Here is a 506-nt window from a genome sequence, read left to right on the forward strand (position 1 = left end):
CCCGGATGCCCGGCCCAGCTTTTCGACGGCCGGTCATAATGGCCGTCGAATGGCCCATTATAAATGCGCTTGGGCTCGAAGAAGATCACCGGATCATTATCCTCGATCGCCGCGATCAAAAGCCCCTTTGCGTCATAAGGCGTCGAAGGAATGACCGTCTTCACCCCCGACACATGGGTGAATATCCCCTCGGGCGACTGGCTATGCGTCTGCCCGCCAAAGATACCCCCGCCGAAGGGCGAGCGCACCGTCGCGGTCCGGGCGCGCACGCGCTCGGGCGACATCACCGACCCGTCGCCCGGATCATAGACCATGGCCCCCGAAGGCCGCGCCGCATTGTCCAGCAGAGCCTTGTTCCAAACCGTCGCCGCATTGTGGATCGCCACCGCCCCGGCCGCCGCGCCCACGCAGCCCAGCCCATAATGATCGTCCAGCGGATGCAGCGCCTTCAGGTGCAGGATGGACGCCCGCCCCGCCCCATCCTCGGGCAGCAGCCGGGTCACGCT

Annotated in this window: 1 protein-coding gene; it reads right to left on the reverse strand. The window is 65.8% G+C overall.

Annotated features, from left to right (window positions below; genetic code table 11):
- The coding region (locus tag ACFO3N_RS25060; protein ID WP_379801535.1) for a phage portal protein at positions 1-506 on the reverse strand (506 nt) is incomplete at both ends.

Source organism: Flavobacterium chungangensis (genome assembly GCF_042654045.1).
Lineage (GTDB): Bacteria > Bacteroidota > Bacteroidia > Flavobacteriales > Flavobacteriaceae > Flavobacterium > Flavobacterium chungangensis.